Origin of the sequence: Kitasatospora sp. NPDC059795 (assembly GCF_042732175.1) — a bacterium.
In the GTDB taxonomy this organism is placed as follows: domain Bacteria; phylum Actinomycetota; class Actinomycetes; order Streptomycetales; family Streptomycetaceae; genus Kitasatospora.
Genome location: NZ_JBHWID010000010.1, coordinates 124,451 through 131,534, shown reverse-complemented (window position 1 = coordinate 131,534; position 7,084 = coordinate 124,451). Strand labels below are relative to the sequence as shown.

Sequence of the window (7,084 nt, the reverse complement as noted above, 5' to 3'; positions counted from 1 at the left end):
GCGGCCCGCGGGGGGGGGCGGGTGGGTTTGCGGTCCCACCCCCGGGGGGGTTTGGGCCCGGGGGGGGCCGGGGGGGTTGGGGGGGGGGGGGCCCGCCGCGGCACGGGTTCAGCCGGCTGCGCGCAGGTTCGCCTCGACCCAGCTCACCACGGCCTGGGTGGAGGTGCCGGGGGTGAAGATGTCGGCGACGCCGAGCGCCTTCAGCTCGGTGATGTCGGCGTCCGGGATGATCCCGCCGCAGAACACCTTGATGTCGGCCGCGTCGCGCTCCTTGAGCAGCTCGATGACCTTGGCGCAGAGCGTCATGTGCGCGCCGGACAGGATGGACAGGCCGATGCCGTCCGCGTCCTCCTGGATCGCCGTGTCGACGATCTGCTCGGGGGTCTGGTGGAGGCCGGTGTAGATGACCTCCATGCCCGCGTCGCGCAGCGCCCGCGCGATGACCTTGGCGCCCCGGTCGTGCCCGTCGAGACCGGGCTTGGCGACCACCACTCGAATCGGCCCTGACACAACCATCACTGCCTCCTGGACCACGTCGTCCACCACCCGGCCGACCTCGTCGCGGGGGCGTGTTAACCACTTTTAACAGATCTGAGGGGAGGGTAGCGGCCCGGCGGGGCCGCCGTCCTTTCCCGCCGGTCAAGAGGAGGGGAAAATCACAGCCCACCCGCCCTGCCGGCCCCGACCGGCGGGCGCGCCACGCCCGCTGAAATGCGCTCTTTGTCCGCTCTGTCACGACACCGCTACAGTCTCGACGGTTCTTCCCGTACGTCCCCGAGCCGCCGCGAGGTGACAGCCGTGGTCCCCAGCAGCCGTGCCGCTGCCCGTGCCCATCGCCGGGCGCGGGCCCGCCGCGCCACCAGGACGGCGGTGCTCGCAGTCGCCCTGCCCTCGGTGGCGGCGCTGGGCGTGTTCGCGGCCGCCGCGGTCGCCGTGCAGCCCGCGCACCGCCCGGCCGGCGCGGCCCGCCCCGCCGAACCGGACCGACAGACCGTCGCCCGCCCCACCCCGGAGCACGCCGACCGGGCGGACCGCCCGACCTCGAACGAGATCGCCGAACTGGCCGTCCGCCAGGCCGAGGAACGCGAACAGGCCGAGCAGGAAGCCGAGTTGGCGCGACACTTCGCGCTGCCGGTGGCGCTGCGCGGCCTGAGCGCGGTGTTCGGCGAGCCCGGCACGCACTGGGCGGCCCGGCACACCGGCATCGACTTCCCGGTGCCCACCGGCACGCCGGTGCTGGCGGTCACCGACGGCACGGTCAGCACCCACTGGCACCCGGCGTACGGCCGGATGGCGACCGTCACCGCCCCCGACGGCACCCGCACCCTGTACGGGCACCTGCGCTCGTTCCGGATCACCCGCGGCGAGGTCCGGGCCGGCGAGGTGATCGGCTGGTCCGGCAGCACCGGCAACAGCACCGGGCCGCACCTCCACTTCGAGGTACGGCCCGACGGCGAGACGCCCGTGGATCCGGTGCCGTGGCTGCTCGCCCACCACCTGGACCCGCGCTGAGCCCCTGGCTAGAGCTTCTCCACCGGCGCGTAGCGCAGCAGCAGTTCCTTGCGCCCGGCGGTGCCGAAGTCGACGGTGGCCCGGGCCTTGTCGCCGACGCCCTGGGTGGCGACCACGGTGCCCAGCCCGAAGCTGTCGTGGCTGACCCGGTCGCCGACGGTGAGCGCCACCACGTCCCGGTCCACCACGGTGCGCGCCGACTTGCCCCAGCCGGCCTTCGGCGAGGCGCCCGCCGAGAAGCCGCCGCCGCGGGACGAACCGGACGAGCCCGAGGAGCCCGAGGACGAGGAGAACCGGGAGGCGGGCACGGCCGCCGCGCCGGTGCGCTTCCACTCGATCAGGTTGTCCGGGATCTCCTCCAGGAACCGGGACGCCGGGTTGTACGACGGCTGCCCCCAGGCGCTGCGCAGCACCGACCTGGTCAGGTAGAGCCGCTGCCTGGCCCGGGTGAGGCCGACGTAGGCGAGCCGCCGCTCCTCCTCCAACTCCTTGACCTGGTTCAGCGCCCGCATGTGCGGGAAGATCCCGTCCTCCATGCCGGTGAGGAACACCACCGGGAACTCCAGGCCCTTGGCGGTGTGCAGCGTCATCATCGTGATGACGCCCGCGCCGTCCTCGTCGTCGGGGATCTGGTCGGAGTCCGCGACCAGCGCGACCCGCTCCAGGAAGTCGGCGAGCGAGCCCACCGGCGGGCCCTCGTCTCCCTCCGGCCGCTCCCCCGGGTCCTTCTCGTACTCCAGGGCGACCGAGGCGAGCTCCTGGAGGTTCTCCACCCGGGTCTCGTCCTGCGGGTCGGTGGAGGACTGGAGTTCGGCCAGGTACCCGGTCTCCTCCAGCACGGCCTCCAGCACGGCGGCCGGACCGGCCCCGGACTCGACGACCTGCCGCAGCCCGGACATCAGCTCGTTGAACTTCTTCACGGCGTTGGCGGAGCGCGCCGCCATGCCGTACGCCTCGTCGACCCGGCGCAGCGCGGCGGCGAAGGAGATCCGCTCGCGGGAGGAGAGCGCGTCGATCATCGCCTCGGCGCGTTCGCCGATGCCGCGCTTGGGCACGTTGAGGATCCGGCGCAGCGGCACGGTGTCCTCCGGGTTGGACAGCACCCGCAGGTACGCGAGGACGTCCTTGACCTCCTTGCGCTCGTAGAAGCGCACGCCGCCGACCACCTTGTACGGCAGGCCGACCCGGATGAACACCTCCTCGAACACCCGGGACTGCGCGTTGGTGCGGTAGAAGATCGCCACGTCGCCGGGGCGGGCGTGGCCGGCGTCGGTGAGCCGGTCGATCTCGTCGGCGATGAACTGGGCCTCGCCGTGCTCGTCGTCGGCGACGTAGCCGACCACCTGCTCGCCCTGGTCGCCGGCCGTCCACAGGTTCTTCTTGCGGCGGTTGGTGTTGCGTTCGATGACCGAGTTCGCGGCGGTCAGGATGGTCTGCGTGGAGCGGTAGTTCTGCTCCAGCAGGATCGTCGTCGCGTTCGGGTAGTCCTCCTCGAACTGGAGGATGTTGCGGATCGTCGCGCCGCGGAAGGCGTAGATCGACTGGTCGGCGTCGCCGACCACGCACAGTTCGGCGGGCGCGATCTGCGCGAGGCGGGCCTCGGCGGGGTCGACGAAGTCGCCGTCCACGGTCTTGCGCGGGGCGTGCGCGGCGGAGCCGCCGGACAGCTCCCGCACCAGGGTGTACTGGGCGTGGTTGGTGTCCTGGTACTCGTCGACCAGGATGTGCCGGAACCTGCGCCGGTAGTGCTCGGCGACGTCGGGGAACGCCTGGAGCAGGTTGACGGTGGCCATGATGATGTCGTCGAAGTCCAGCGCGTTGGCCTCGCGCAGGCGGCGCTGGTAGAGGAAGTACGCCTCGGCGAGCTTCTTCTCCATCGGGTTGGCCGCCTGGTCGGCGTACGTCTCCTCGTCGATCAGCTCGTTCTTGAGGTTGCTGACCTTCGCGGTGAACGACTTCGGCGGGAACTGCTTCGGGTCGAGGTCCAGGTCTCGGCAGACCAGGGCCATCAGGCGCTGCGAGTCCGCCGAGTCGTAGATGGAGAAGCTGGAGCTCATGTTCAGCAGCTTCGCCTCGCGGCGCAGGATGCGGACGCACGCGCTGTGGAACGTCGACACCCACATCGCCTTGGCGCGCGGGCCGACCAGCGCCTCGACGCGTTCGCGCATCTCGCCGGCGGCCTTGTTGGTGAAGGTGATCGCCAGGATCTCGCCGGGCTGCACGCCGCGCGCGGCCAGCAGGTACGCGATCCGGTGGGTCAGCACCCGGGTCTTGCCGGAGCCCGCGCCGGCCACGATCAGCAGCGGCGAGCCGTGGTGCAGCACGGCCTCGCGCTGCGGGTCGTTCATGCCCTCCAGCAGCTGGGCCGGGTCGACGACGGTGCGGGCCGCGCCGTTGCGGTGCCAGGCGTCGCGCGCGCTCTCGGCGGCGTGGTCGGTGGCGAACAGCCCGTCCGGGATGCTCTCCTCCGCGCCGTACCCGGGGTCGTACGGCGGCTCGTCGTACGGCTCGTCGTACGGCTCGTCCGCGGGCGGCGCCTCCTCGTCCGACCACAGCGTCAGGGGCGGCTGCTGCGCCGCCTCGGGGCGGCGGCTCGACCCGACGGCAGGACGCTCGAAGCCGGGGAGCGGGAGGTCATCGAAGAGGCTAGTCATGGCCCTTCGAGTCTATGGCCCCCCGCCGACAACCCCGGCGGGGCCGAAGAAACCAGGGCCTGTCCTACGGGGCGTCCGGATAGATGTAGACCAGGAACCCGCCGTACGCGGCCGAGCCGAGCGCCGCGCCGGCGAGCAGCAGCACCAGTGTCGCCCTGGTGCGCACCCGGGCCAGCGCGGCGGCGGCCGGCATCAGCAGGCCGATCGCGGGCAGCAGGAACCGGGCCCGGGAGGTGAAGTAGGACGCGTCGCCCAGCGCCAGCACCAGCGTGAACGCGCTGAACAGCACCAGGACGAGCGGCTGCCGCTGGATCACCGAGATCCCGAACAGCAGCACCGCGCAGCCCAGCACCACCGCCACCACGACCTGCGGCAGCCACACGGTGTCGCTCCGGCCGAGCAGCCGGACGAACGACTTCATGGTGCTGTGGCCGAAGTCGAACTTCGACTGCCACGCCTCCTGGACCTTGAAGTAGCCGTCCCAGCTGCCCTTCACGTACCCGACCCAGGAGAGGTAGCCGACGAACCCGAGCGGGGCGATGAGCCCGCCGAGCACCGGCCGCCACCAGGCGGGGGCGTCCGGGCCCCGGCGGGTGATCAGCTCCCACAGGGCGGCGCAGCCGATCGCGGCCGCCACCGCGACGCCGGTGGGCCGGCACAGGCCTGCCAGCAGCGACAGCGTTCCGGCGACGACCCAGCTTCGGGTCATCGCCGCGTACACCGCCCAGACGGCGAAGGCGGTGAACATCAGCTCGGAGTAGGCCATGCTCTCGACCACGGCGACCGGCAGCACGCCCCACAGCACGGCCGCGAGCACGCCGACCCTGCGGTTGTAGATCCGCGCGGCCACCGCGAAGATCCCCCAGGCGGCGGCCACCGACGACACCCAGGCCACCGCCAGCGCCGCCTGGCTGTACGACAGCGGGGTCACCCAGGCGACGGCGCGGATCGCCGCGGGGTAGCCGGGGAAGAACGCGTACGCCTCGTACGGGCCGTAGGGGCCCGGCACCGGGGCCACCCCGGCGTACCAGTGCTCGGCGATCTGCTGGTAGAACACCGCGTCCCAGAGTTCACCCAGTCGGCTCAGCGCGTGCTCGTTGCGGCGTGTTCCCCACGCGACCAGCACCAGGACGCCGAGCGCCCGCACCGCGATGTACCCCAGCAGGGCGGGGGCGGCGGATCTCGGCCCGACCAGCCCCCGCAGCACGGACCGCCGCGACTCGTCCCCGCCCGAATCCGCGGCCTGGTCGTCTGCACGGGAGAGCTCAGTACTCACCGAAGGGTCCTCCGAGACCGGTCGCCGACGGGCCGTTACCCGCGGCTGCGCCGATCCTCTCCGGTTCGCGACGAACTGACAAATGCAGCGGACGAACCGTCAGGAACCGCTCGCCGCACCCGCGTTGCTCCGCGCGACCAGGGTCACGGTGATCCCCTGGACCTGCTTGGTCTGGATCCTGGTGTACTCGCCGGAGAGCACCTTGATCTCGTCCGAGGACATGTTCTTGTACGGGTCCTGGGGGGTGCCGTAGGTGACCACCCAGATGCGGTCGACGCCCGCGGCGCAGGCCCCCGGGTCCTTGCAGACGACCGAGCGCAGGTCGTTGTGCTGCACCGCGTCGGCGGTGATGAACACGTCCTTCGGCTTCACCTGCTCGGGCAGGTAGTAGTCGAGGGCGAAGTCGAGCATCATGAACTCGTCGTCGCCGCGCACCGGGGCGACACCGTCGCCGGGCCGGTAGCCCTCGGCGATGATCTTCGCGGCGCCCTTCTCGTCGGCCCACTCGTGCGAAGCCCGCGCCCGGACGTTCTGCTGGTCCTGGATGCCGAGCAGCGCCGTGCCGATCAGGCCGATCGCGAGCAGTACCCGCGGGCGCAGGGCGGTCAGGCCGGCGGCGGCCAGCACCACCCAGGCGGGGACGGTGAACAGCAGGTAGCGGTCGAGGAAGTAGGCGGTCTGCCCCTGCGAGGCGAACCAGATCAGCACGACCGGCAGTGCCGCGATCAGGCCGATCTCGAACGCCGGGCGGCGGCCCTTCGGCCAGGCCGCGGGCAGCGCGGCCATCGCCAGCAGGCAGCCGCCGACCAGCGGCGACTGGAACAGGCCGTGCCACAGGTTGGCGAAGTCCTGCAGGGTCGGCTGCGCCAGCCAGGAGATCTGCCGACCCGCCTGGCGGCGGCCGAGCAGCACCAGCGGCGCGACCGGCACCAGCGCGACCAGCACCGCCACCGGGAACCCGATCAGCAGCGCCCGGCCGCGCTCCCGCCACCAGCGCAGCAGCACCACGCCGGCGTGCGGGACGAGCACGCACAGCGCGACCATGTGGAACAGTCCGGCGAGGGCGACGGCCACCGAGTACGGCAGCCAGCGCCGCCAGGTCGGGAGTTCCAGGGCGCGCAGCAGCAGCCAGGTCGCGGCAGCGACCGCGAGCACCGCGAAGGCGTAGGAACGGGCCTCCTGGGAGTACCGCGACACGCTGGGGAGGACGGCGAACAGCAGGCCGGCGACCAGACCGGTCCTGGTGTCGAACTGCTTGCGGCCGATCAGCGTGACGAACACCGCGGCGCCGGACATGGCCAGCGCCGAGGGCAGTCGGAGCACCGTGGCCGAGTCGCCGAACGCCGACATCCAGAAGTGCATCAGCAGGTAGTACAGCCCCGACACCGCGTCCACGTGGTGCAGCAGGGCGAACAGCTGGTCGGTGCTGCGGGCGGCGGCGCTCCAGGTCGCCAGCTCGTCACGCCACAGTTCCGGCCGCCAGCTGCCGTGGATGCCCAGCCCGAGGGTGAGCAGGGCCGGCCAGAGCCAGAAGGTGCGTCGGAGCAGGGCCGCCCCGGCGTCTCCGCGCTGCCGGAGCGGGCCGCGGTGCACGTCCCCCGGCGCCTCTGTGGCGCCATGTGTCACCGTGCTACTACCCATG

5 protein-coding genes are annotated in these 7,084 nt (G+C 72.3%); 1 reads left to right on the top strand and 4 read right to left on the bottom strand.

Annotated elements, in window-relative coordinates; genetic code table 11:
• Window positions 1–108: 108 nt before the first annotated feature.
• Complete coding sequence (locus tag ACFV4P_RS21545) at window positions 109–516, bottom strand: cobalamin B12-binding domain-containing protein (protein WP_073808369.1); 408 nt, start codon at window positions 514–516, stop codon at window positions 109–111.
• Between the two features lie 282 nt (window positions 517–798).
• Here ACFV4P_RS21545 and ACFV4P_RS21540 point away from each other — a divergent pair, with 282 nt between their 5' ends.
• Complete coding sequence (locus ACFV4P_RS21540) at window positions 799–1,512, top strand: M23 family metallopeptidase (protein WP_380473345.1); 714 nt, start codon at window positions 799–801, stop codon at window positions 1,510–1,512.
• An 8-nt stretch (window positions 1,513–1,520) separates the two neighbouring features.
• Here ACFV4P_RS21540 and pcrA read toward each other — a convergent pair whose 3' ends face one another.
• From pcrA to ACFV4P_RS21525, 3 genes are all read right to left on the bottom strand, one after another.
• A complete protein-coding gene (gene pcrA, locus ACFV4P_RS21535) occupies window positions 1,521–4,166 on the bottom strand; it encodes a DNA helicase PcrA (RefSeq protein ID WP_380473343.1) in 2,646 nt (881 codons plus the stop codon).
• Window positions 4,167–4,230: 64 nt separating this feature from the next.
• Entirely contained in the window at window positions 4,231–5,442 is a 1,212-nt protein-coding gene (locus tag ACFV4P_RS21530) for a hypothetical protein (RefSeq protein WP_380473341.1), read from the bottom strand.
• 99 nt (window positions 5,443–5,541) lie between these two features.
• Window positions 5,542–7,083 carry a glycosyltransferase family 39 protein gene (locus tag ACFV4P_RS21525; protein ID WP_380473339.1) on the bottom strand — a complete coding sequence of 514 codons (1,542 nt, stop codon included), beginning with the start codon at window positions 7,081–7,083 and terminating at the stop codon, window positions 5,542–5,544.
• Window position 7,084 lies beyond the last annotated feature (1 nt).